This window comes from Microbacterium sp. KNMS (genome assembly GCF_053851835.1).
Genome location: NZ_JBSQBP010000137.1, coordinates 1 through 260, shown reverse-complemented (window position 1 = coordinate 260; position 260 = coordinate 1). Strand labels below are relative to the sequence as shown.

Sequence of the window (260 nt, the reverse complement as noted above, 5' to 3'; positions counted from 1 at the left end):
CCACCAATGATCATCGTCATAATGTTAGTAACTTTAGAAACTCCTTCTTGGAATTCTTTCAAGTTTACTAATTCATATTTACCTGGAATTTCACTTGGCTTACGACTATTTAGTACATCAACAGCTTGTTTCCCTGCTGATTCTAAATCGTCTACATTTTTAGATTGAATTGCGATACTTTGAATTTCATCTGTTCCGTATAAAACAGGCCATAACGTAATCGGAATTAATCCTTCTTCCATTTCAAATCCCATAAACTC

General features: G+C 33.8%; 1 protein-coding gene. It reads right to left on the bottom strand.

Annotated features, from left to right (window positions below):
- On the bottom strand, positions 1-260 hold a 260-nt coding region (locus tag ACWXWW_RS18150; protein WP_455971420.1), incomplete at both ends, for a hypothetical protein.